The 22048-nt window shown below is 64.4% G+C and carries 22 protein-coding genes and 2 pseudogenes; 6 read left to right on the top strand and 18 right to left on the bottom strand.

From position 1 onward, the window contains the following. Positions 1-152: 152 nt before the first annotated feature. A complete protein-coding gene (gene cysQ, locus AB5Y64_RS19890) occupies positions 153-965 on the bottom strand; it encodes a 3'(2'),5'-bisphosphate nucleotidase CysQ (protein ID WP_010675709.1) in 813 nt (270 codons plus the stop codon). A gap of 44 nt (positions 966-1009) precedes the next feature. Beyond that, positions 1010-1618, bottom strand: coding sequence for an ADP compounds hydrolase NudE (gene nudE / locus AB5Y64_RS19885; protein ID WP_039040577.1), 609 nt, complete (start codon positions 1616-1618; stop codon positions 1010-1012). Positions 1619-1765: 147 nt separating this feature from the next. On the opposite strand from nudE, the gene yrfG reads away from it, so the two are divergent. Beyond that, entirely contained in the window at positions 1766-2434 is a 669-nt protein-coding gene (gene yrfG, locus AB5Y64_RS19880) for a GMP/IMP nucleotidase (RefSeq protein ID WP_041211711.1), read from the top strand. A gap of 79 nt (positions 2435-2513) precedes the next feature. Here yrfG and AB5Y64_RS19875 read toward each other — a convergent pair whose 3' ends face one another. Further along, positions 2514-3620: an NADH:flavin oxidoreductase gene (locus tag AB5Y64_RS19875; RefSeq protein ID WP_368204363.1), complete on the bottom strand. Its 1107-nt coding sequence runs from the start codon at positions 3618-3620 to the stop codon at positions 2514-2516. Between the two features lie 116 nt (positions 3621-3736). On the opposite strand from AB5Y64_RS19875, the gene AB5Y64_RS19870 reads away from it, so the two are divergent. Beyond that, positions 3737-4642, top strand: coding sequence for a LysR family transcriptional regulator (locus AB5Y64_RS19870; RefSeq protein ID WP_239054096.1), 906 nt, complete (start codon positions 3737-3739; stop codon positions 4640-4642). On the opposite strand, the gene tyrS is transcribed toward AB5Y64_RS19870, so the two are convergent. Next, the gene (gene tyrS, locus AB5Y64_RS19865) at positions 4637-5902 is read right to left on the bottom strand and encodes a tyrosine--tRNA ligase (RefSeq protein ID WP_103261079.1); all 1266 of its coding nucleotides are present in this window, start codon (positions 5900-5902) and stop codon (positions 4637-4639) included. The two genes, AB5Y64_RS19870 and tyrS, sit on opposite strands and share 6 nt — an antisense overlap. A 145-nt stretch (positions 5903-6047) precedes the next feature. Here tyrS and AB5Y64_RS19860 point away from each other — a divergent pair, with 145 nt between their 5' ends. Continuing rightward, positions 6048-6857 (top strand): LuxR C-terminal-related transcriptional regulator, encoded by an 810-nt coding sequence (locus AB5Y64_RS19860; protein ID WP_368204362.1) that lies wholly within the window; start codon positions 6048-6050, stop codon positions 6855-6857. A 48-nt stretch (positions 6858-6905) separates the two neighbouring features. Here the strand turns inward: AB5Y64_RS19860 and exeN are convergent, their stop codons facing one another. The 14 genes and pseudogenes from exeN to exeC all read right to left on the bottom strand — a co-directional run bounded on the left by exeN (position 6906) and on the right by exeC (position 18573). Continuing rightward, positions 6906-7664 (bottom strand): GspN family type II secretion system protein ExeN, encoded by a 759-nt coding sequence (gene exeN / locus AB5Y64_RS19855; RefSeq protein ID WP_039040581.1) that lies wholly within the window; start codon positions 7662-7664, stop codon positions 6906-6908. Next, positions 7661-8152, bottom strand: coding sequence for a GspM family type II secretion system protein ExeM (exeM, locus tag AB5Y64_RS19850; RefSeq protein WP_010675717.1), 492 nt, complete (start codon positions 8150-8152; stop codon positions 7661-7663). Before exeM ends, exeN begins: the two co-directional genes overlap by 4 nt. After that, on the bottom strand, positions 8149-9333 hold the full coding sequence (gene exeL / locus AB5Y64_RS19845; RefSeq protein ID WP_103255184.1) for a GspL family type II secretion system protein ExeL: 1185 nt from the start codon (positions 9331-9333) through the stop codon (positions 8149-8151). Before exeL ends, exeM begins: the two co-directional genes overlap by 4 nt. A 112-nt stretch (positions 9334-9445) precedes the next feature. Further along, positions 9446-10465, bottom strand: coding sequence for a GspK family T2SS minor pseudopilin variant ExeK (exeK, locus tag AB5Y64_RS19840; RefSeq protein WP_039040584.1), 1020 nt, complete (start codon positions 10463-10465; stop codon positions 9446-9448). Next, positions 10455-10529, bottom strand: a pseudogene (locus tag AB5Y64_RS19835) (type II secretion system protein GspJ); the annotation flags it as partial. The pseudogene AB5Y64_RS19835 and the gene exeK, both read right to left, overlap by 11 nt. Positions 10530-10554: 25 nt before the next feature. Further along, positions 10555-10629 (bottom strand): annotated as a pseudogene (locus tag AB5Y64_RS19830) (type II secretion system protein GspJ); the annotation flags it as partial. A gap of 25 nt (positions 10630-10654) precedes the next feature. Then, positions 10655-11296 carry a GspJ family T2SS minor pseudopilin variant ExeJ gene (exeJ, locus tag AB5Y64_RS19825; protein ID WP_213320064.1) on the bottom strand — a complete coding sequence of 214 codons (642 nt, stop codon included), beginning with the start codon at positions 11294-11296 and terminating at the stop codon, positions 10655-10657. Positions 11297-11340: 44 nt separating this feature from the next. After that, the gene (gene exeI, locus AB5Y64_RS19820) at positions 11341-11694 is read right to left on the bottom strand and encodes a GspI family T2SS minor pseudopilin variant ExeI (RefSeq protein ID WP_257713654.1); all 354 of its coding nucleotides are present in this window, start codon (positions 11692-11694) and stop codon (positions 11341-11343) included. Positions 11695-11759: 65 nt separating this feature from the next. After that, the gene (gene exeH, locus AB5Y64_RS19815) at positions 11760-12323 is read right to left on the bottom strand and encodes a GspH family T2SS minor pseudopilin variant ExeH (protein WP_368204361.1); all 564 of its coding nucleotides are present in this window, start codon (positions 12321-12323) and stop codon (positions 11760-11762) included. Positions 12324-12370: 47 nt separating this feature from the next. Beyond that, positions 12371-12802, bottom strand: coding sequence for a GspG family T2SS major pseudopilin variant ExeG (gene exeG, locus AB5Y64_RS19810; protein WP_010675723.1), 432 nt, complete (start codon positions 12800-12802; stop codon positions 12371-12373). A 116-nt stretch (positions 12803-12918) separates the two neighbouring features. Continuing rightward, positions 12919-14139 (bottom strand): GspF family T2SS innner membrane protein variant ExeF, encoded by a 1221-nt coding sequence (exeF, locus tag AB5Y64_RS19805; protein WP_039040588.1) that lies wholly within the window; start codon positions 14137-14139, stop codon positions 12919-12921. Between the two features lies 1 nt (position 14140). Continuing rightward, entirely contained in the window at positions 14141-15646 is a 1506-nt protein-coding gene (gene exeE / locus AB5Y64_RS19800) for a GspE family T2SS ATPase variant ExeE (protein ID WP_039040589.1), read from the bottom strand. Then, positions 15646-17700: a GspD family T2SS secretin variant ExeD gene (exeD, locus tag AB5Y64_RS19795; protein ID WP_010675726.1), complete on the bottom strand. Its 2055-nt coding sequence runs from the start codon at positions 17698-17700 to the stop codon at positions 15646-15648. Before exeD ends, exeE begins: the two co-directional genes overlap by 1 nt. A gap of 21 nt (positions 17701-17721) precedes the next feature. Next, the gene (gene exeC / locus AB5Y64_RS19790; protein WP_272865916.1) at positions 17722-18573 is read right to left on the bottom strand and encodes a GspC family type II secretion system variant ExeC; all 852 of its coding nucleotides are present in this window, start codon (positions 18571-18573) and stop codon (positions 17722-17724) included. A gap of 213 nt (positions 18574-18786) precedes the next feature. On the opposite strand from exeC, the gene hslR reads away from it, so the two are divergent. The 3 genes from hslR to pckA all read left to right on the top strand — a co-directional run bounded on the left by hslR (position 18787) and on the right by pckA (position 21949). Further along, positions 18787-19185, top strand: coding sequence for a ribosome-associated heat shock protein Hsp15 (gene hslR, locus AB5Y64_RS19785; RefSeq protein ID WP_010675728.1), 399 nt, complete (start codon positions 18787-18789; stop codon positions 19183-19185). Between the two features lie 104 nt (positions 19186-19289). Then, positions 19290-20174, top strand: a complete 885-nt coding sequence (gene hslO / locus AB5Y64_RS19780; protein WP_039040591.1) for an Hsp33 family molecular chaperone HslO — start codon at positions 19290-19292, stop codon at positions 20172-20174. Positions 20175-20323: 149 nt separating this feature from the next. After that, positions 20324-21949 carry a phosphoenolpyruvate carboxykinase (ATP) gene (gene pckA / locus AB5Y64_RS19775; protein WP_010675730.1) on the top strand — a complete coding sequence of 542 codons (1626 nt, stop codon included), beginning with the start codon at positions 20324-20326 and terminating at the stop codon, positions 21947-21949. Positions 21950-22048: the final 99 nt, after the last annotated feature.

Here is a 22048-nt window from a genome sequence, read left to right as displayed (position 1 = left end):
GTGCAGCCAGATTGGATGTGATGATCCACTGCCGTTATCGCCATCACTAGCGAATCTCCCTGAAATCCCCGTAACCAGCCAGTGGATCACACCAATGCAATCAGGCGACCCTGTGGTCGCCTGATTGCATTCCCTGCGAGCTGGTCGACCCGTCAGTGGGCCAGAATGCGACCCCAGGCGAGATCCGGGTCCCCCATCACGATGAAGTCCGGGTTCTCCAGCGACTCCGTCTCGTTGTAGCTCAGCGGTTGCAGCGCCAGGCTGAGGATGCGCCCCCCTGCCGCCTCCACGATGCACTGGGCGGCAGCGGTATCCCACTCCCCGGTGGGGCCCAGGCGCACGTAGCAATCCGCCACGCCTTCCGCCACCAGGCAGGACTTGAGGGAGCTGGAGCCGAGCGGGATCAGCTCGTAGTGGATGGCCGGGTTGAGGCGACGGGTCAGGTTCTCCAGTTTCTGGCGGCGGCTGATGGCCACCACCAGGGAGTCTGGCTGATCGTGTTCATGATGGATGGCGCTGATGGGACGGCTCTCGCCGTTCGCCTCCTTGAAGGCGCCGTGACCACGCACCGCCCAGTAGAGCAGATCGGATTCGGGGGCATAGATGACCCCGAGCACCGGGACATTGTCCCGCACCAGGGCGATCAGGGTAGCGAAGTCGCCGCTGCCTGCGATGAACTCACCAGTGCCGTCCAGCGGGTCCACCAGCCAGTACTGACGCCAGTTCGCACGCTGGCTGAAGGGGATGTCGGCCGCCTCTTCGGTCAGCACGGGGACATGGGGAGTGAGCGCTGCCAGCGCCTGTTTGAGGTAGGCATCGGCGGCAAGATCGGCACTGGTGACCGGGGTCGCATCCTCCTTCAACTGGCGTTCGAACTGACCGCCGCGATAGATCTCGTGAAGGATCCTGCCCGCCTCACGGGCGATCTCCTTGACCTCGGGTATCCAGGCCAACAACTCCTGCATGGTGCTTACCTCTGCCTCTGATTGCCAAACAGACCCTCTGCGGGCTAATTTCCCTGCTCCGCCAGCCATTTGCTGGCCAGCAGCAGGGCACTGATGCTGCGCGACTCGGTGAAGTCCGGTCGTGCCAGCAACTCGTCGATCCGGTTGAGGGGCCAGGGGATCACCTCGAGAGGCTCGGGCTCGTCACCGACCCGCTGCTCGGGGTAGAGATCCCGCGCCAGCAAGATGTCCATCCGGCTGGAGAAATACCCCGGCGCCAGCGACACCTGCTTGAGCAGGGTCAGGCTGCTCGCCCCGAAGCCCGCCTCCTCCATCAGCTCCCGGTTGCCCGCCTCGAAGGCATTTTCACCGGGGTCTATCAATCCCTTGGGGAAACCCAGCTCGTAGGAGTGGGTGCCCGCCGCGTACTCGCGCACCAGCAGCAGGGTGTGGGCATCGAACAGGGGCACCACCATGACGGCACCCCGGTTGCCGCCGCGCATCCGCTCGTAGACCCGCTCCTCGCCGTTGGAGAATTTCAGGTGAAGGGACTCCACCTTGAACAGCCGGCTCTCGGCCACGATCTCGGCCTTGAGGATCTCCGGCTTGCTCTTGTCATGGGCCATGGTCTCGACACTGAGGTGGACGGGATTGCGCTTGTGGGGATCGCTCATCGGGGGCTGACTGCTCGTTAAAAAATCGTGTTTCAAGAGTAAACGACTCCCCTGCCGAACACCACGGGGCAAAGAGGGGAAAGATGTCTGAAAAATCCGTTATAATGCGCCCCGTTTTTCCCATCACCACAGACATCGCGAGGCCCCATGTCGACTCCCCTGCCCTGGCACCAGATTGATACCGTGTTGCTCGACATGGATGGCACCCTGATCGATCTCCATTTTGACAGCCATCTGTGGCAAACCCTGGTGCCGGCGCGCTACGCCGAGCGACTCGGCCTGCCGCTGGCCGAGGCGAAGGCGCAGATAGACACTCACTATCATGCGGTCAACGGCACCCTCGACTGGTACTGCGTGGATTACTGGACCCGGACGCTCGGGCTCGACATCCGCGCCCTCAAACAGGAGATCCTGGAGAAGATCCAGTGGCGCCCCAACGTCATTCCCTTCCTGGCCGCACTCAAGGCCGCCGGCAAGCAGGTGGTGCTCTTCACCAATGCCCATCCCGCCAGCCTGTCAGTGAAGGATGCACGCCTCGGCCTCGCCCAGCACCTCGATCTGATGGTGAGTACCCATGAGCTGGGGTGGTCGAAGGAGAGCCAGCACTGCTGGCAGGCACTGGCCGAGCGGCTGGCCTTCGACCCGGCCCGCACCCTCTTCGTGGATGACAGCGAGCGGATCCTGGCCGCCTCGGCCGAGTTCGGCATCGCCCACCAGCTCGGCATCCGTCACCCCGACAGCCAGATGCCGCCGCTCACCTTCCAGCACTTCCCGGCGCTCGACGACTACGCCGACCTGCTCCCTCTCGGCGCCTGACACGCACAAGGCCCTCTTCATGAGGGCCTTGTCACATCAGCTCAACAGCCTGCCGAGCGCATACCGTTCATGAAAGCCCTCAGGCCGCATCGCGCGGGGCCAGCACCCCCATGCTGGCCAGGTAGTCGAGGGCGCTTGGGGTGAAGCCGACCTCCGTGAGGTGCGCCGCCGTGAAAGGGGCTGCATGCAGAGGCAGGCCGCGGCTCACCCGTTCCATCCAGTCCGGATTGCCAAGGGCCGCCGTGCCCACCGCCACCAGATCGGCGCCGCCGGCCAGAGCCCGCTCCGCCGAATCTGCGTCGCTAATCTTGCCCGCCACCATGAGCGGCACCCGCCCGGCCAACCCGACCCTTACCGCCTCCAGCAGGGCGCCGCCGTCGGGATCCCCCGCCACCGCCTTGAAGCTGTCCCCCATGGAGAAGTGCAGGTAGTCGATCCCCTCGTCCGCCAGCAGGCGCGCCACCGCCAGCTGATGGGCCAGTTCGATGCCCTGGATATGGGCATAGCTCTCGGGGGAGAGACGCACCCCGACCAGGAAGCCCCGGGGTAGACGGGCGCGAATGCCGCGCACTATCTCCACCAGGATCCGCCCCCGGTTGGCGAGGCTGCAACCCCAGCGGTCGGTGCGCCGGTTGTGCAGGGGGTTGAGGAAGTTGCAGAGCAGGAAGTGGTGGGCTGCGTGCAGCTCGACCCCGTGCAGGCCGGCGCCATGGGCCCGCTCCGCAGCGCTCACAAAGGCGTCAATGAGCGTCAGAATCTCCTCCTCGCTCAGCCCCTTGACCCCGAGGGGGTAACGCCCGCCCGGCGCCAGCGCGCACGGGCCGACTGGCGCCCCGTCGTTCAGCTCTGGCAGAGCCCGCATCCCGCCGTGATGCAGTTGCACCACCGCCAGCGCCCCGGCCTGCCGCGCACTGTCGGCCAGGGCCGTGAAGGCCTGCTGCTGGGCGTCCGTCATCAGGGCAGGCTGCCCCGCCCAGCAGCGTCCGCCGGGCCGCACCTGGGTGGCGGCGGCAATGAGCAGGCCGAAGCCGCCACGGGCGCAGCGCGCCAGCCAGTCGAGCTCGGCCTGGCCGGGATCACCGCCTGCGCCGCTCATGTTGTGGGTCAAAGGGGCCAGCACGGCCCGGTTCTTGAGCCGCAATCCGGCTCGCTCGAAGTGGAAGCTGTCGCCCAGTGTCTTGTTCATCGTCCTCTCCCGGGATCGCAATGGCATGGCGGCCACTATAAACCCGGGCCAACAGGATATAATCAGGCGTACAAGCAAGACATTCATTCCCAGCAAGACACAATAGGCCACCCCTCATGCGTCACCACAAGCTCGACACTCTCTACCTGATGCGCCTGCTGGTCGCCATCGTCCGCTGTGGATCCTTCGCCGCGGCGGCGGCCCGCCTGGGCATCACCCCGAGCAAGGCGTCAAAAGATCTGCGCCACCTGGAGCAGAGCCTCGGCAGCGTGCTCCTGAGCCGCACCACCCGCCGGGTGCAACTGACCGACGCAGGAGAGCTCGCCTACCGCCAGGCTGACCAGATGATCGCCCTGCACGAGCAGTTGCTGGACGGGCTGCAGCGCCGCCGCTCGGCACTGTGCGGGGAGCTGCGCATCACGGCGCCGGATCTCTGGGGAGAAGTGGTGCTGACTCCGGTGCTGCTGCGCTTTCGCGCCGACCACCCGGAGGTGCGGATCATCGCCGACTTCAGCAATACCCCGGCCGACCTGCTGCGCGACAACCTGCACGTGGCGTTTCGCAGCACTGAGCTCGGCACCCAGCCCTACCTGGCGCGCCCCATCGCGGTGGACGATCTGGTGCTCTGCGCCAGCGCCGACTACCTGGACCGCCACCCGCCCCTCACCACACCGCAGGATCTGCACCAGCACAGCCTCATCACCCGCAGCCAGGAGTACGGCCGCCACGAGCGCTGGCCCCTGCTTGCCCAGGGGCGCGAGATCCCTCTCGAGGTAGCGGGCGAGCTGGCCTTCAGCAGCAAGAAGGCGATTCACCAGGGGATGCGCCAGGGACTGGGGATAGCCCGCCTGCCGCGCTACCTGGTGGCGGCCGAGCTGGCCGAGGGGGTGGTGCGCGAAGTGCTGCCGGACTATCGCCCCAAGGGGGCCCATTTCTACGCCCTCTATACCCAGCGCCGGGCCGAGTCGGCCCTGGTCGGCCACTTCCTCGACTACGTCATCGAGGCGCTCACCCCTTCATGAGCAGATCACCAGGTGGTACTGCTTCTTGCCCCGGCGCAGCAGCAGGTAGCGGCCGAACAGCCGATCGTCGGCGGTGAGCGGCTCATCCCGGCGGATCGCACCGTTGACGCTGACGGCCCCCGCCGCCAGCAGCTCGCGGGCGATCCGCTTCGAGTTGGCCAGGCCGCACTCCACCAGCAGGGTCACCAGATCCGTTTCCCCCTTGATGGGGCTGCTTGGCATGCCATCTTGCGCCAGCTGGGCCAGATCGCTCTCCCCAAGGCGCGCTACCTCGCCACTGAACAACAATTCGCTGATGCGCTGCGCCGCCGCCAGCGCCCCCTTGCCGTGTACCAGTTCGGTCAGCTCGTCCGCCAGCACCTGCTGGGCCAGCTTGCGCCCCTGCCGCTTCGCATCCTCCGCTTCCAGCGTCTCAATCTCGGCCAGCGGCATAAAGCTGTAGTAGCGCAGGAAGCGGTAGACATCCTCGTCTGCGGTACCGAGCCAGAACTGGTAGAAGGCGTAAGGGGAGGTGAGCGCCGGGTCGAGCCAGATAGCGCCCCCCTCGGTCTTGCCGAACTTGGTGCCATCGGCCTTGGTGATGAGCGGCAGCGTCATGCCGTGGACCTGAGTCTGATGCAGCCGCCTAGTGAGATCCATGCCGCTGGTGATGTTGCCCCACTGGTCGTTGCCGCCGATCTGCAGGGTGCAGCCGAGGCGCTGGTTGAGCACGGCGAAGTCCTGGGATTGCAGCAGGGCGTAGGAGAACTCGGTGAACGAGATCCCCTGATCCGGACGGGCCAGGCGCTGGCGCACCGATTCGCGGGCCAGCATGGCGTTGACCGAGAAGTGCTTGCCGATGTCCCGCAGAAAATCGAGGGCGGACATCTGCCCCATCCAGTCGGCGTTGTTGACCAGCAGCGGCGCCGCCAGCCCGTCGCTCGCTGGCAGCAGGGCGCTTATCTGGGCCGACAGGCTGGCGACCCAGCCCTGCACCGTCTCGGCGCTGTTGAGGGTGCGCTCGCTTGCCTTGAAGCTGGGATCGCCGATAAGGCCGGTGGCCCCGCCCACCAGGGCCACCGGGGTGTGGCCCGCCAGTTGGAAGCGGCGCAGCATCAGCAGTGGCACCAGGTGGCCGATGTGCAGGCTGCCAGCGGTAGGATCGAAGCCGCAGTAGACGGTGCGCGGGGTGGCAAGATGGTCGGCCAGCGCCACCGGGTCGGAATTCTGGGCCACCAGGCCGCGCTGGGTCAGCTCATCGAGCAAGTGAGGATTTGTCATGGAGGGCTCCAACAGCAAGAGAAAGAGGGCCATCCTCGCCGTTTGCAGTGCTGGCAGATATGTCCCCCAGGGGACAGTTTTGCCACTCCCGTGCTAGCATCCTGCCATCGTGGGGAAGCCATTCCCTGACCCGGAGCCCATCGCCATGCCCCCGTCTCCTGCCACGGATACCCTGAGCCTGACCGCCGCCGTCGATGCCCTGCACGGCAGCGGCTTCCCGGCAGCCCTGGTGCGCCTCATCCAGCAACAGGTGGCATTCGACTGTGCCCTGCTGCTCGGGGTGGGGCTGCGCCCCGTCTACCTCTACGACAACCTGCATCATCAGCGGGCCCTATTGTTCGACCGCTACCTCACCCGCCACTTCAGTCAGGATCCCTTCATGCAGGCGCTGGAACAGGGGATGGGTGCCGGGGTCTGGACCCTGGCGCAGGTGTCGCGGGGGCGGCTCGACCCCGAGTATCGCCACCACTTCTATCAGGCCACCGGCTGGCAGGAGGAGGTGGGGCTGATCCTGCCGGTGCGCGGCGGCCTCACCCTGATGCTGTTTCTCGGCCGCCTCGACAAGCGCAGCTCCCTCAGCCGTGACGAGCTGGCCCGGCTGGAGGCGCTGTTTCCGCTGGTGCATTCGCTGTGCCGCCAGCACTGGCGGGAGGAGGCCGCCCTGCTGGCCCAGAGCCCGGCGCTACCGGGTGGCACCGACCTCAAGGCGACCGTGGAGCAGGCCATCGCCAGCGTAGGGGGGGCAAGCCTCACCCGTCGCGAGCGCCAGGTGGCGGGATTGCTGTTGCAGGGGCTGGATACCGAGGCCATTGCCGGTGCGCTCGGCATCGGCAGCGGCACGGTGAAGAATCACCGCAAGCACCTCTACGCCAAGTTGAACCTGCACTCCCGGGCCGAGTTGTTCAGCTTCTTCCTCAATCACCTCATCACGGCGCCAGCCGGCGCGCCCCCATAACGACACCACCCCGCCGGGGCGGGGTGGTTCAAACCATGGGCAACGCCGTCAGATGCGGCCCTGATAACGCAGCGGGAAGCGCCCCTGCCCATCGGGCTGGCCGAGGAAGGGGAGCCCCTGTTTCATCTGGTCCGGCAGCTCGGGACCCGGTTTCAGGGTGCCCTGGAACAGGTACTGGCGATTGGCCTGCAACTCCAGCTTGCCCAGCACCTGCACCGCCTCCGAGCCCTGCTTGATCTCGGCCACCAGCCGGGAGTCGAGACAGGTGAGCGTGATCTCGGGATCCCCCAGGGCCAGCTTGCCCGCCGGGGTGTCCGCCTGTGCGTCATACCAGTGAAGATCCCCGTAAAGGTTGTCGCACCAGGGAGTGCCCTGGGCAAACTGGTCGATCTTGAGCTGCAACTGACCCGTCGCCGTCAACGGGAAGGGGGGTCTCATCGGCACCCGCTCCAGCACCCAGGGGGCCGGCGCATTCAGGGTGATGTCGCGCCCGAAAGCGGCACCGTTCCAACCCAGGATCCCCTGCCCGTTGAGTCCGCTGCGCTCGCCAAAGCGCACCGACACCTCGGGCGCCAGCCGCAGCAGAGACCAGCCATCGAGATCCCAGCGCAACTGGGTGAGGGACTCGCTGGCATATTGCACCCGGGCGGCCTGACCGCTCCAGAGGGTGCCGCTCACCCCCTCCAGCCGCACCAGATTGGGGGGCAGCGGCAGATGGCGCACCACCAGGGATGCAGGCAACTGGGCCAGCAGGAAACCGAGATAGGCCAGCAGGAAGAGACTGGCGATCACTATTTTTCGCTTCATTGGGAACGACTCAACTGCAAACGTCTGACCTTGACCAGCCCGGGGGCCAACCCCTCGCGGGCCAGCTCGATGATCTGCACCTGGACGCCGTATTGATCCGAGAGGGTCGCAAGCCAGATCAGCAGATCATCGAACGGCACTGTGTCTATCCATACCTGCAGCTCCTGACCCTGGGGCTGCAAGCGGGCAATCTTGATCTTCTGGTTGAAGGCGGTGCGGTTCACCACACCGTCCAGGGTACCGCCGGTATCGATCTGGCGCCCCTGTCCCCCCTGCATCGCCAGCACCTCCTGTCCCTTCTCCTTGAGCCAGGCCAGGGTCTGCTGCTGGTTCACCACCTGCCGCTCGCGCTCGGCAATGCGATTTGCCACCGGCTGCCAGATCGCCCAGTAGAAGAGCCCGATGAGCAGCACGCTGCCCCCCACCGCCACCAGCCGCTGCTCGCGGGCACTGATGCCGCGCCACCAGCTCTGCAGTTTGTCCATCATGACGACCTCCCCTTGAGCACCAGCGCCCCTTCGACCTTGCCTTCGGTACTTCGCACCTCACCCTGCTGCACCTCGAAGCGCTTGCCCGCCAGCTCGCGGAAACGTTCGATCTCGGTGAAGCCGGGGGCCGTCACCTGCAACCTCAGCTCGCCCCGGGCTGCATCGAAGCGCAGCACCTCGGGCTTGAGGCCGGGCACCTCGGCAAACACCGGGGCCAGCTCGGTCAGGAGCAACAGGACGCCATCCTGGGGAGCCTGCCCCAACTGCTGGAGGTGCTGGGTCATCTGGCTGCGCACGTTGACGATACGCGTCTCCCCCGGGAAGATCCGGGTGTAGACCTGCCGGATCTCCGCCTTGAGGGCCTTGTCCTGTTCCGCCAGCTGGTGCAGATGCACACCGCGCTGCACCAGGGCCACCAGCAACAATACGCCTGCCAGCACCGCCACCTTGCGCCACTGCAACCAGTAGCGGGCGTATTCGGTCTGGGGACGATAGGGCCCCTGCAACAGGTTGGCCTGGCAGGTCAGCGCCCCTTTCGCCAGCAACAGCATGGGCAGTTCCGGGTCAGCCCCCTGCCAGTTGCCCGCCGCCATGGCAGGGATGGGAGTATGGCAGTGAAGGGTGACGGGGTCGGTCTGCGCTGCCAGCAGCATGGCCAGCAGGGATTCCTCTGCCACTATGCCCTGACGGGGGCCCTGGCGGACCAGCCACTCCTCCCCCAGTTGCAGGGCTGACCAGCCATCGGCGGCGAGCGGCAGCGCCAGCACGTCGGGCAGCAGGTGCAGGGTCTTGAGCCCTGCCTGCTCCAGCCAGCCGAGCCAGGAGTGCATCTTCCCCTTGTCCACCGCCATCAGATCCACCTCGCGGCCCTGATGGCCGAGCACCACCAGGTGCAGATCGTCCACGTCTGAGGCGATCTGCTCCTCCAGCAGATAGGGCAGGGCCGCCGCACTCTGGCGGCTGTATTTGCCCGGCAGATTGACCCGCCGGAAGATAAGATCGCTGCCGGGCACCAGGGTCACCACGGGGCGACCACCGGCACGCTCCTGCAGCTCGCCGAGGGCGTGCGCCGAGGCCAGGATGCCGGAGGCGATGATCTCCTGCTCCTGCGCCGACCAGACCAGCCAGTGCACTGGCTGCTGCGCATTGGTCCCCAGACGGATGACCAGACTCTCGCTCACTAATGTCTCTCCTGCCATGCCCGATCCTCCCTCAGGGGGGCGGGCGCACAGCCATGGGTTGCAGTCCAATCGGGGGATGCGCAGGGTAGCGAAACCGCCCCACGCCCCCTTGTTATTCGGCGCCGCCGCTCAGGCGACGCAGCATCACCAGCTTGTTGTCCTTGCCACGCTGGAAGACGGTCTCAAGCCTGGCGCGGGTCTCCCCCACCTCCGCCAGCAGGCGGGCCTCGAAGAAGCTGCTCTTGATGTCCAGGGCGCCATCCAGCCCGGTGATGGCACCCGGCTGAACCTGCAACTGCTCCGTCATCTCCTGCTTGTTCTTCCACCCCTTCTTGGGGCGGCTGGTCAGCACCCGCTTGGCATCGTCCAGCCCGATCTTCCCCTGGTAGAGCCCCACCAGCAGGGCCGCCTGCTCCGGCCGGATGGTGTTGATGTTCACCACCAGCTTGTCATTGGGCAGGGAGCACACATAGGGGGCCAACCGGGCGTACAGGCTGGCGCTCACCCCGCGCACTGCCCGCAATTCGTCGGTGCCCAGCATCCGCTGGTTAGCCACCAGGTAGGGGGGATTGAGTCCCTCGTAGTAGGCATCCTCGGCCCCGTTGCTCGAGACCAGCTGGGTATCCTTGTCGGTCCAGTCGCGGATGGCGTCCGTCAGCTGCACCGCTTCGTAATCATCCACCTCGAGCTGGGCGAGCAGGGCCCGGAACACCTTGAACTGGTAAGGCTGGGCGTCGAGATCGTCGCCGTTCTCCCCCTCCTTGAGGGGCACGCTCAGGCTGTTGAGGTTGAAGCAGGATTGCAGATCCCGCACCCGGCCCGAGAGAGTGCCATCCTCCACCGGGAAGACCCCGTCCTCCCGCGCCCAGTTCTGTCCCAGACTCACCCGATCCGGGTCATCCTTGAAGTCCTGGTTCAGCACCTTGATCACCAGGGCCTCCGCCGACATGGCATACCACCAGGCCTGCTTGCCCAGGGTGAGGTTGGCGGTGCGGCGCAGCTCAAGTTGCAGGCGGCCGCTCATGTTGCTGGCGACGATCACCATCACCGCGAGGATGAGCAGCACCACCAGCAGGGCCATGCCCCGCTGTCTGCCGGGGGCCGAAGGAGGGCGGGAGCGCTTAATTGCCATTGTCCGCCCTCTGGCCACCAGCGCCGTTCAGGAACTGGCGACGTCGAATAGTGCCGTCATCCTCCGTGACGGACAGGGGAAAACGACGATCAGTTACCATTCTCAGCCCTCTGACCACCGGTTCCGATCAGGAACTGGCGACGTCGAATAGTGCCGTCATCCTTCGTGACGGACAGGGGAAAACGACGATCAGTTACCATTCTCAGCCCTCTGACCACCGGCTCCGATCAGGAACTGGCGACGGATGGTGCCGTAGTCTTCAAGCTCCAGCTCCACCGCCAGCCCATAGGGCAGCAGGTCGCGCTGGGTCCACTCCTCCTTCCACTGTCCCTTGTCGTAGAAATAGAGGCGCAGCGCCGTCACGCCGGTCAGCACGGGCTGAATGCGCGGCTCGGTGCCAATGGCCGGATCCGGATAGAGGTAGCTCAACCGCTCCAGGGTCTGCCCCTTGAGACGCCAACCCACTCGTTGCAGGCCGGAGCGCGGCAGTATGCCGTCCGGATTAAGCCAGCCGCCGCGAATGAAGGCCATGCCCCAGTCGTCGCTTTGCTGGCCGAAGCGAGACGCCGCCAGCAGCACCTTGTTGTTCTCGCCGTCGATGCGACCGCTGCGCGGCACCATCTGGGTGACGTCCCGCTCCAGCAGGCTGAAGGCGAGCTGCAGTTCCGAGAGACGGGCCTCCTTGCGCTTGGCCACCTCGTCGCTGGTCAGCACCCCTTGCAGCACCTGATAGGCCCCCAGGCTCAGGGTGGCGAAGATGGCGATGGCCACCAGCATCTCAAGCAGGGTAAAGCCGCGGTGGTGCGATGGGTGGGTGTTGCTCAGGATCATCGGCTGACACCGGCTCCGGATCATGGACGCACGTTGATGAATGTTCATCGGCTGAGATAGGTCCGGATCATGGCCACCGGGCTGTCGGCCTTGGGCGCGGTGCGCACTTCCATGTCCAGCGCCCTGAAGTTGCTGTCCGCCGTGGCGACGCCGCGATAGCGCCAGTACCAGGTCTGCCCGGCCATCTCCTCGTCCCCTTCCACCCAGCTGTCTCCCGGCCACTTGCCTTCGAGCTTCTGCTGCACCAGCTGATTCTCCACCACCCAGGTCGCCAGGGTCTTCTGCTCCAGATAATTGAGGCCGGCCAGGTGTTCGCTCGCGGTCTTCATCACCGCCAGCCCGGCGATGGCAAACACCGCCAGGGCCACCATGACCTCCAGCAGCGTCATGCCGCGCACCCGGGCGGGGCCGCCCGACAGAGCGGTGCGACGCGCTAGAGCGCCCCCTGCGGGCCTGGCGCTCCTCACTCTTCTTCCTCTTCATCCTGCAACAGGGAGAGACGACCGAACTCGTCCCCCCTGACGGTGCGCAGGTAGTGCAGATCCTCGTCCTGCTGGCTCAGGGTCAGCACGAAGGGAGAGAGCTCTCCCCCCGGAAAGACCAGGATCTGGGGTGTCCGCTCGCGCTCGTCCCGACCCTGCTCCTGGCGTTCGTCCGACGCAGTACGCCAGTTGAAACCTTCCAGCTCCACCGCCAGGGTCATCCCCTCCGGCAACGTCACCGGCCCCAGCAACTTGTCACCGGTCAGGGCGCGCCACTTGCGATCCTTGGGATCCCGGGACATAAACTGCCAGCCGTTCTCCTCGACCCGCAGCCCCAGCAGCCTGCCATCCATCACCGAATACTCCTGGGCCTGCTGCAGGGTCGCCATGAAGCGGCGCGCCTGCTTGTCGAGCTCCCGATCCCCCCTGGCCCCCCCCATGCTGAGGGTGACGGCGGTCGCCACCAGTCCCATCACCATGGCGACCAGCAACACCTCCAGCAGGGTAAAACCGGCCTGGTGACGGGCCGAAGAGGCCACCTTCATTCAGGCAGCCCCGGGGTGGCCCGGTGAGCACGACGCGGCGGAATCACTTATTGGAAGTCCTTCAGGTTCCAGTTGCCGATGTCGTCATCGGTCCCGGCTTCGCCGTCCATCCCCATGGAGAAGATGTCGATCTTGCCGAACTGGCCCGGGCTCAGCAGCTGGTACTGGTTGCCCCAGGGATCCTGCGGCAGGCGCTTGATGTAGCCCCCTTCACGGTAGCTGCGCGGCTCAGGGGATGCGGTCGGCTTGTTGACCAGGGCGTCCAGCCCCTGCTCGGTAGTGGGGTAGCGGTTGTTGTCCAGCTTGTACATGTCGAGGGCGTTTTCCAGCGCCACTATGTCGGAGACCGCTTTTTGCTGATCCGCCTTCTCCTTGTTGCCCATCAGGTTGGGCACCACCAGGCTGGCCAGGATCCCCAGGATCACGATGACCACCATCACTTCCAGCAGGGTAAAACCCGATTGACGACGCTTTTGCATGACTGACTCCCTAACGAAATGAGATGGCATGAGCCATCAACGATTAACTGTTAAACCACGATCGTTCGATTGAATTTGCAGGTTCGAATGGCGAAGCCTATTCGGGCACCCGACCCTCACAGATTCACCATGTTGTTGAGCTCCAGGATCGGCTGCAGGATCGACATCACGATAAACAGCACCACCCCGGCCATGGAGACCACCAGCATGGGCTCGAACACCCCGAGGGCGATGTTCACCTGGGTTTCGAACTCCCTGTCCTGGTTGTCCGCCGCCCGCTCCAGCATGCTGTCGAGCTCGCCGCTCTGCTCGCCCGAGGCGATCATGTGCAGCATCATGGGCGGAAAAATTCGAGTTTCATCCAGCGACTTGCGCAGGCTGGTCCCCTCCCGCACCCGCTCGGTGGCCTCACCGATGCGCATGCGGGCATAGTCGTTGGAGAGCACTTCGCCGGCGATCTTCATTCCCTCCAGCAGGGGCACGGCGCTGGCGTTGAGGATGCTCAGGGTGCGGGCAAAGCGGGCGGTGTTGAGACCGCGGCTGACCCGACCGATCACCGGCAGGCGCAGTATCACCTGGTGCCAGCGACGACGACGCTTGTCGTCGGTCAGCCACCAGCGCCAGATCAGGCCGCCAATGCCAAGCAGCAGCAGGAACCAGAGGCCGTAGTGCTGCAACAGCTCGCTGGTGCCGATGAGGAAACGGGTGGTGCCCGGCAGTTGCTGGCCCATGTGTTCGAACTGGGCCACCACCTTGGGCACCACGGCGGTGAGCAGTATGGAGATGACCCCCACCGCCACCAGAGTGAGGACGATGGGATAGATCATCGCCTGCAGCAGCTTGGTGCGCATGTGCTGGCGCTGCTCGGTGTAATCGGCGAGACGGTTGAGCACCTTCTCCAGGTGACCAGACTTTTCGCCGGCCGCCACCATGGAGCGGAACAGCTGGTCGAACACATGGGGGAAGGCCCCCAGCGAATCGGCCAGGGAATACCCCTCCACCACCTTGCTGCGCACCGTCGCCACCAGGCTGCGCAGGTGGGCCTTCTCGCACTGTTCGGCGACCGCCTTGAGGGCCTCTTCGATGGTGAGACCGGCCCCCACCAGGGTCGCCAGCTGGCGGGTGATGAGGGCCAGTTCTGCGGTGGAGGCACCACGGCGAAACAGCACGAAGCGGTTCGCCTCCCGCTTGGCCTTCTCGGTGGTCTCATTCACCTCGAGGGGGGTCAGCCCCTGCTCGCGCAGCAGCTGGCGCACCTGGCGGGCGGAATCCCCTTCCAGCACGCCGCTCTTGTTGCGCCCCTTGCCGTCGAGAGCCTTGTATTCAAATGCCGCCATTTCAGTCTTCCCGGGTCACGCGCAGCACCTCTTCGAGGCTGGTCTGCCCCTTGAGCACCTTGTCGATGCCGTCGCGGCGGATGCTGGGGGTGTGACCCCGGATCAGCCGCTCAATGGCGAGCTCGCCGCTGGCGCTGTGGATCGCCTCGCGCACCGCCTCGTCCACCACCACCAGCTCGTGGATGCCGGTCCGGCCGCGATAGCCGGTGTGGTTGCACTGCTCGCAGCCCACCGGACGCCAGATCTGCTGATCCGGCGCAAGCTCGATGCCCATGGCCAGACGCTCCTGCTCGGTGACAGGGTGCGGTGCGCGGCAATCCGGGCAGAGGGTGCGCACCAGCCGCTGGGCCAGTACCGCCAGGAGCGACGAGGAGAGCAGGAAGGGCTCGATCCCCATGTCCCGCATCCGGGTGATGGCGCCGATGGCGGTATTGGTGTGCAGGGTCGACATCACCAGGTGACCGGTGAGGGATGCCTGCACCGCGATCTGGGCGGTCTCGAGGTCACGGATTTCCCCCACCATCACCACGTCCGGATCCTGGCGCAGAATGGCGCGCAGGCCCCGGGCGAAGGTCATGTCCACCTTGCTGTTGACCTGGGTCTGGCCCACCCCTTCGAGGTCATATTCGATGGGGTCTTCGACGGTCAGGATGTTGCGATCCCGGGAGTTGATCTCCGAGAGGGCCGCATAAAGGGTGGTGGACTTGCCCGAGCCGGTCGGGCCCGTCACCAGAATGATGCCGTGGGGCTTGCGAATGAGTTCGCTGATGATGTTGCGGTTGGCCAGCGTCATGCCGAGCTGCTTGAGCTCGAGGCGCACGTTGTTCTTGTCGAGCAGTCGCAATACCACCCGTTCGCCGTAGCTGGAGGGCATGGTGGAGACCCGCACGTCGACGGCGCGGCCGCCGATGCGCAGTGAGATGCGGCCATCCTGGGGCACCCGCTTCTCGGCGATGTCCATGCGCGACATGACCTTGATGCGCGACACCAGCAGGGAGGCGAGTTTGCGATGGGGGCGCAGGATCTCCCGCAGCACCCCATCGATGCGAAAACGGATCACCAGGGCCCGCTCGAAGGTCTCGATGTGGATATCGGACGCCTCTTCTTTTATCGCCTCGCTCAACATGGCATTGATGAGGCGAATGATGGGGGCGTCGTCGTCGGCGTCCAGCAGATCCTCGCTCTGGGGCAGCTCTTCGGCCAGGGCAAAGAAGTCCATCTCGTTGCCGAGATCCTCCATCAACTGACGCGCCTCGGAGGAGTCACGCTGATAGTGGGCCATCAGGAGCGTTTCGAACTCGTCGTTGCCAAGCTGCTCCACCGCGAAGGCACAGCCCGCCACCCGTCGCACCTCCAGCAGGGTCTGGGGGGCGATCCCCTGACGACAGAGCAGCACCGGGGCACCCTGGCGCTCGGTCAGGATGGCCCCGAAGTTGCGGGCAAACGCGAACGGCAGTTCCGGCAGGGGAGCCGGCAGCTCGCTGCCATCGAGCTGGTAGGCGGCCATCAGGGCTTGCTCTGCACGAAGGGCTGCTCCTGCACCTGGGCGCGCACGCCGGTGGCAGTCGCCTGCTGCTGGGCCTGCATTCTCTGGATCTGCTGCTGCACCTCGGGGGACATCATCACGTCCTGGCCATAGGCGGGCAGCACCTGGCGAGCCGGCGAGGTGGCATAGCCCTCTTCCGCAGCCCGGCTCAGCTGTTCGGCCCTGAACAAGGTGTACTTGTTGCTGGAGACCCCGGAGTAGACATTGGCGTCACGCAATATGGTCGGGCGGATGAAGACCATCAGGTTGCGCTTGGCGGTGGAGGTCTTGGAGGAACGGAACAGGTAGCCCAGCACCGGAATGTCCCCGAGCAGGGGCACCTTGGAGATCTGCTCCTGGGTCTGTTCGTCCATCAGGCCGCCCAGCACCACTGTCTCGCCGCTCTTGACCAGCACGGCGTTCTTCACGGTACGGGTATCGAAGGTGGGGCCCAGGTTGGCGGTCCCGGTCGCCTGCTTCTGTGCCACGCTGGAGACTTCCTGCTCGATGTTGAGCAGCACGGAATCTCCTTCGTTGATCTGGGGCGTCACCACCAGCTTGGTCCCCACCGTCTTGCGCTCTATGGTGTTGAACACCTGATCGCTGGTGGTGGAGCTCTGGGAGCCGCTCTGCACCGGCACTTCCTGACCGACGTTGAAGGAGGCCTCCTTGTTGTCCATGGTGACGATGCTCGGGGTGGAGAGGATGTCGTTCTTGCTGTTGGTGGAGAGCGCCGTCACCAGCGCCGCCCAGTCTCCGTGATAGAAGCCTGCCGCCATGCCGCTGAAGCTGCCCGCCAGGGATGACAGGCCGTCGGTGTTGCCGTTGTCTTTGTAATCCTTGGCGGCGATGGCCAGGGAGCCGATGGGCAGACCGGTGTCGGTGAACTGGGTGCCGCCGCCATTGGTGTTGGCCCACTGCACCCCGAGGTTCATGCCGTCACCATCCGATATCTCGACGATGATGGCCTCCACCAGCACCTGGGCACGACGAATGTCGAGCTTGGCGATGACCTGCTCCAGCTCGGCCATCACGTCCGGCTGGGCGGTGATCACCAGGGCATTGGTGGTCTCGTCGGCGGAGATGGCGAGCTGGCCGCCGCCGATGCTGGCACCGCCCGTGGCCGTGGCAGCCGCCCCGCCCTTCTTGTCGGCGGCGATGCTGGAGCTGACCCCCTTGAGGACGTCCACCAGATCCTTGGCCTTGCCATATTTCAGGTAGAAGACCCGGGTGTTGCCCTGGCTCTGCAGATCCCGGTCGAGCTGGCGCACCATCTGGATGATGCGGGCACGGGCCTTGGGCTCGCCGCTGATGACCACGGAGTTGGTGCGCTCGTCGGCCACCACCTTGGGGGAGAGCAGCAGCGAGGCGTTGGCCCCCTGATTGCTGCCATCCTTGTTGAGGTTGGTCACCAGCCGCACCATCTCGCCGGCGGAGGCGAACTTGAGCTTGATGACGTCCATGTCCTGATCCCCCGCCTTGTCCACCCGGCGAACCACCTCCACCAGGCGGTTGACCACGGCGGCGCGGCCGGTGATGAGCAGCACGTTGGAGGGCTCGTAGTGGACCACGTTGCCGCCGCCGGCGTTGTCGTTGAGCTGACGCAGCAGGGGGGCCAGTTCACGGACCGAGACATTGCGCACCGGTACCACCCGGGTCACCATCTCGTCACCCACGCCGGGGTTGGTGTCATCCACCACGGGGATGGCCGAGGTCTTGGCATCCTTGGAGCGCACTACCTTGAGCACGCCGTTGTTCATGGGCACCACGGCAAAGCCGTAAACGTCGAGCACGCTCAGGAAGAACTGGTAGTACTGATCCTCGTTGAGCAGGTCATAGCTGCGCACGTTGATCTTGCCGCGTACCGATGGCTCTATGATGATGGTTTTGTTCAGGTTCTTGCCGACCGTGTTGATGAACTCCTCGATGTCGGCGTTCTTGAAACTGGCGGAATACTCGGTGGCCCAGGCAGAACCGGCCATCATCAAGGCTGCCGCCATGGTGGCCAGACGCCAGCCCTTCCCTTTATTTGTCATTCTTGGTGCTACTCCAATTCATTATTCTGACAAGCCGACATAGACGTCGTAGAGCTGTCCTTGCCGCTCGACGGTGACGGTCATTTCCGTGGCGCCCGCCACCTGCTGCATCGCCTGCATGGCCTGGGCGTTGTCACGCAGATCCAGGCCGTTGATGCTGACCGCCAGATCGTTGGCGACCAGTCCGAGTTGATTGAACAGTTCCGGATTGCGACCCGGGTTGAGGCGATAGCCGGTCATGCGACCGTCCACCCGGACCGGAGAAATATTGAGGTAATCGGTGATCTTGCCCGGGTTGCCCAGCAGTTCGCTGCGCACGGAGGAGAGTCCCTCCTGGCGGGCCGGTTTGGGCAGGGGCTTGCCATACTCTTCCCCGTCCAGCATCAGGGTCTCGTCACGGCCGTCCCGGGCGATGATGACCCGATCGGCAAACACCTGGCGTATCCTGGCCTGGGTACCGTCGATGTAGTCTCCGATGCCGTAAGAGTTCTGTGTCCCGTTGTGGGCGATGATGGCGATGGACTTGGCGGGATCCGAGCTTGCCAGCACCCCGTTGAGCTGGGCGTTGAGCTGGGTTTTCGGGGCATCCGCCGCCACCGTCTCTGCCGCCTTGTCCGCCTGGGGTTGCAGCGCCTTGCCAAAGAGAGAGAGGCGGCTGAGGTTGCCAAGATCGAGGCGATCGCCGCCACTCCCCTGCACCGAGGTGACCGAGGGTTGCCAGGGGGTCAGGGGAGCGGGCTGGGCCAGTTCGTACAGGCGCCAGGTGAGCACGGCACACTGCTGGGCCAGCAACAGCAGCAGAAGCCAGAACAGGGGCTGGCTGAAACGGGAGAGTGGCATGGCCTTGCAGCGAGCCAGAAGGGAAGTCAACAAATCATCCCTGAACGGTAGCGTCATCTTTCTCAAAATTGTCTGGCATCCAAGTCGGTTGGCTATTGTGTACGGCAATGGACCCAGAGACAACCGACCGGATGGGACCAAGGGGTGAAAATTCAGTTTCCGTCACACCCGGATGCCCCCTGTTTCTATCCCGGGGCCCGCCTCTGGTATAATCAGGCACCTTTTCAGCCATCCCGGAGCCGATCCATGTCGAATCCAGCACAAAGCAGCACTCAGGTCCGTCTCGACAAGTGGCTGTGGGCCGCCCGCTTTTACAAGACCCGCAGTCTGGCGCGGGATCAGATCGACGGCGGCAAGGTGCACTACAACGGCCAGCGCACCAAGCCGGGCAAGGCGGTCGAGGTCGGCGCCCTGGTGCGATTCTGGCAAGGCCAGGACGAGCGGGAGGTGCGGGTGCTCGAGGTGAGCGAGCAGCGCAAATCCGCCCCGCTGGCCCAGCAACTCTATGAAGAGACAGAGGCCAGCCTGAAGAAACGGGCCGAAAACAGCGAAGCCCGCCGCTTCAACAGCCAGTTTGCCCCAAGCCCGGAGCGCCGACCCGACAAGCAGGAGCGACGCCAGCTTATCCGGGTCAAGCAATCCTAATCCGCGTCTGTGGCCCCGTTATGACGACAGGTGGAGGAATTAGTTCCTAACCACCTGTTTAACAATGTGTTTATTTTTCCCCAAGAACATCCTAGGAAACCATGATGAGTAACCAAGACCTCCTGTATCGCTATCTGTTCGAAGAGTACGAAGTGCGTGGGGAGCTGGTCCAGCTGGATCGTACCTACCGCCACATCATCGACGCCCAGAACTACCCGGTACAGGTGCAGCACCTGCTGGGCGAGCTGCTGGTTGCCACCAGCCTGCTGACCGCCACCCTCAAGTTCGAAGGCTCCATCACGGTGCAGCTGCAGGGGGACGGTCCGGTGCGTCTGGCCGTCATCAACGGCGACAACAACCAGCAATTGCGCGGCGTGGCACGCTATGAAGGGGAATTGCCGACGGACGGCAAGCTGCAAAGCCTGATCGGCAACGGCCATCTGGTCATCACCATCACTCCGGATCAGGGAGAGCGCTATCAGGGCATCATCGCCCTGGAGGCCGACACCCTGGCGGCCTGTCTGGAGCACTACTTCGCCCAGTCCGAACAACTGGCCACCCGCCTCTGGATCCGCACCGGCCACCACGAGGGCGAGCCCCGTGCGGCGGGCATCTTGCTGCAGGAGCTGCCGGCCCAGAGCGAGGATCACAGCGAAGATTTCGACCACCTGGTCCAGCTCACCACCACCATCAAGGACGTGGAGCTGTTCGGTCTGGACGCGGAAGAGATCCTCTACCGCCTCTACCACCAGGACAAGGTACGGGTGTTCGATCCCCAGGCCATCGAGTTCCGCTGCACCTGCTCCCGCGCCCGTTGCGAAGGGGCCTTGCTGCAGATAGACAAGGAGGAAGCGGTATCCATGGTGCAGGAGCTCGGCAAGATCGACATGCACTGCGATTACTGCGGCGCCCACTACGAATTCGACGGGATAGACATCGAAACCCTGTTCAGCAGGGCTCCCGGTAATGATGCAAACCAGTTACACTAATCAAAGGCGGGCAAAACCCGCCTTTAACTTAAATAACAAAAAAATACCCTATTTTATAAAGTTTGATGGCGATCGCTAAAAACTACCACCTAGGTGGTAGCATGAACGTCAGATAGAACCCTACACACCTCTGAACCCAGGAGAATACAATGACAATCGTGGTAGAACCCACCCTGGCCCAACAACTGAAGCTGGACCAATACGGTATCAAAAACAGCCAGGAAATCGTTCGCAACCCCTCCTATGAGCAGCTTTTCGCTGAAGAGACCCGCTCAGACCTTGAGGGCTTCGAACGTGGCGTCGTCACCGAGCTTGGCGCCGTCAACGTCAACACCGGCATCTTCACCGGCCGCTCCCCTAAAGATAAATATATCGTCAAAGATGCCACTACCCAGGATACTGTGTGGTGGTCTGACCAGGGTAAAAACGATAACAAGGCGATTACCCCGGAAGTGTGGTCACATCTGAAAGGGCTGGTCACCAAACAGCTGTCCGGCAAGCGTCTGTTCGTGGTGGACGGCTTCTGCGGCGCCAACCCGGACACCCGCCTGGCGGTGCGCATCATCACCGAGGTGGCCTGGCAGGCGCACTTCGTGAAGAACATGTTCATCCGCCCGAGCGAAGAGGAGCTGAAGACCTTCAAACCGGACTTCGTGGTGATGAACGGTGCCAAGTGCACCAACCCGAACTGGAAGGAGCAAGGTCTCAACTCCGAGAACTTCGTCGCCTTCAACATGACCGAGAAGATGCAACTCATCGGCGGCACCTGGTACGGTGGCGAGATGAAGAAGGGCATGTTCTCCATGATGAACTACTTCCTTCCCCTGCGCGGCATCGCCTCCATGCACTGCTCCGCCAACGTGGGCAAGGATGGGGACGTGGCCATCTTCTTCGGCCTCTCCGGCACCGGCAAAACCACCCTCTCCACCGATCCCAAGCGTCAGCTGATCGGCGATGACGAGCACGGCTGGGATGATCACGGCGTGTTCAACTTCGAAGGGGGCTGCTACGCCAAGACCATCAAGCTCTCCGAAGAGGCCGAGCCGGACATCTACCACGCCATCCGCCGCGATGCGCTGCTGGAGAACGTGACCGTGGCCGCCGATGGCACCATCGACTTCGACGACGGTTCCCGCACCGAGAATACCCGGGTCTCCTACCCCATCTATCACATCGACAACATCGTCAAGCCGGTCTCCAAGGCGGGTCACGCCACCAAGGTGATCTTCCTGACCGCAGACGCCTTCGGTGTGCTGCCCCCGGTCGCTAAGCTGACCAAGGAGCAGACCAAGTACCACTTCCTGTCCGGCTTTACCGCCAAGCTGGCCGGTACCGAGCGCGGCATCACAGAGCCGACCCCGACCTTCTCCTCCTGCTTCGGCGCGGCTTTCCTCAGCCTGCACCCGACCAAGTACGGCCAGGAGCTGGTGAAACGGATGGAAGCGGCAGGGGCTGAAGCCTATCTGGTCAACACCGGCTGGAACGGCACCGGCAAGCGGATCTCCATCAAGGATACCCGTGGCATCATCGACGCCATCCTGGATGGTTCCATCGAGAAGGCGCCGACCAAGGTACTGCCGGTGTTCAACCTGGAAGTGCCGACCGAGCTGCCGGGCGTCAACCCCGCCATCCTAGATCCGCGAGACACTTACGCCGACCAGGCCGAGTGGGATGCCAAGGCGGCCGATCTGGCCGGGCGCTTCATCAAGAACTTCGAGCGCTTCACCGACAACGACGAAGGCAAACGCCTGGTCGCGGCGGGCCCGCAGTTGTAAGAAACGCGCCTCGCGTCTCACAATCCCGTACCGGTCAGCCCTGCTGGCCGGTATTTTTTTGGCCGATGCGCGGCATATGGCTCCCGCCAAGCCTTGCCT

The organism is Aeromonas sp. R5-1 (assembly GCF_040908265.1).
Classification (GTDB): Bacteria; Pseudomonadota; Gammaproteobacteria; order Enterobacterales; family Aeromonadaceae; genus Aeromonas; species Aeromonas caviae.
This window is presented reverse-complemented; position numbering and strand designations above follow the sequence as displayed.

Coding starts and splice junctions, on each gene's coding strand:
- cysQ (WP_010675709.1), bottom strand. CDS start 965: ATGCAGGAGTTGTTGGCCTGGATACCCGAGGTCAAGGAGATCGCCCGT.
- nudE (WP_039040577.1), bottom strand. CDS start 1,618: ATGAGCGATCCCCACAAGCGCAATCCCGTCCACCTCAGTGTCGAGACC.
- yrfG (WP_041211711.1), top strand. CDS start 1,766: ATGTCGACTCCCCTGCCCTGGCACCAGATTGATACCGTGTTGCTCGAC.
- AB5Y64_RS19875 (WP_368204363.1), bottom strand. CDS start 3,620: ATGAACAAGACACTGGGCGACAGCTTCCACTTCGAGCGAGCCGGATTG.
- AB5Y64_RS19870 (WP_239054096.1), top strand. CDS start 3,737: ATGCGTCACCACAAGCTCGACACTCTCTACCTGATGCGCCTGCTGGTC.
- tyrS (WP_103261079.1), bottom strand. CDS start 5,902: ATGACAAATCCTCACTTGCTCGATGAGCTGACCCAGCGCGGCCTGGTG.
- AB5Y64_RS19860 (WP_368204362.1), top strand. CDS start 6,048: ATGCCCCCGTCTCCTGCCACGGATACCCTGAGCCTGACCGCCGCCGTC.
- exeN (WP_039040581.1), bottom strand. CDS start 7,664: ATGAAGCGAAAAATAGTGATCGCCAGTCTCTTCCTGCTGGCCTATCTC.
- exeM (WP_010675717.1), bottom strand. CDS start 8,152: ATGATGGACAAACTGCAGAGCTGGTGGCGCGGCATCAGTGCCCGCGAG.
- exeK (WP_039040584.1), bottom strand. CDS start 10,465: ATGGCAATTAAGCGCTCCCGCCCTCCTTCGGCCCCCGGCAGACAGCGG.
- exeJ (WP_213320064.1), bottom strand. CDS start 11,296: ATGATCCTGAGCAACACCCACCCATCGCACCACCGCGGCTTTACCCTG.
- exeH (WP_368204361.1), bottom strand. CDS start 12,323: ATGAAGGTGGCCTCTTCGGCCCGTCACCAGGCCGGTTTTACCCTGCTG.
- exeG (WP_010675723.1), bottom strand. CDS start 12,802: ATGCAAAAGCGTCGTCAATCGGGTTTTACCCTGCTGGAAGTGATGGTG.
- exeF (WP_039040588.1), bottom strand. CDS start 14,139: ATGGCGGCATTTGAATACAAGGCTCTCGACGGCAAGGGGCGCAACAAG.
- exeE (WP_039040589.1), bottom strand. CDS start 15,646: ATGGCCGCCTACCAGCTCGATGGCAGCGAGCTGCCGGCTCCCCTGCCG.
- exeD (WP_010675726.1), bottom strand. CDS start 17,700: ATGACAAATAAAGGGAAGGGCTGGCGTCTGGCCACCATGGCGGCAGCC.
- hslR (WP_010675728.1), top strand. CDS start 18,787: ATGTCGAATCCAGCACAAAGCAGCACTCAGGTCCGTCTCGACAAGTGG.
- hslO (WP_039040591.1), top strand. CDS start 19,290: ATGAGTAACCAAGACCTCCTGTATCGCTATCTGTTCGAAGAGTACGAA.
- pckA (WP_010675730.1), top strand. CDS start 20,324: ATGACAATCGTGGTAGAACCCACCCTGGCCCAACAACTGAAGCTGGAC.